The organism is Natrialba sp. PRR66, from assembly GCF_034808065.1.
In the GTDB taxonomy this organism is placed as follows: domain Archaea; phylum Halobacteriota; class Halobacteria; order Halobacteriales; family Natrialbaceae; genus Natrialba; species Natrialba aegyptia.
Genome location: NZ_JAXHGN010000087.1, coordinates 1 through 275, shown reverse-complemented (window position 1 = coordinate 275; position 275 = coordinate 1). Strand labels below are relative to the sequence as shown.

At 69.8% G+C, this 275-nt stretch carries 1 pseudogene; it reads left to right on the top strand.

The features are described 5' to 3' along the window. Positions 1-275: pseudogene (locus SM755_RS23585) on the top strand (DNA topoisomerase VI subunit B); the annotation flags it as partial.

Sequence of the window (275 nt, the reverse complement as noted above, 5' to 3'; positions counted from 1 at the left end):
GCGAGATGGCGTGGGAGCCGCCGCGTGACGGCGCGGATATCGCGGCCGCGGTCTCGGACGCCACCGCTAACAAGGGTGCCGACGCGACGGACGCCTTCGCCGAGGAGATAGCGGAGGCGCTCACCGACCGCGACCGCGTCGCATACCATCAGATAGTCGAGACGATTTCGGACGCCGCCGAGGCTGTCGGCGACGGGTTCGGCGTGACGTTCGGCTCGACGGTGCAGGAAAACGCCGTCGAGGCCGCCTGGGACGCGGTTCTTGGCGTGAGCGAC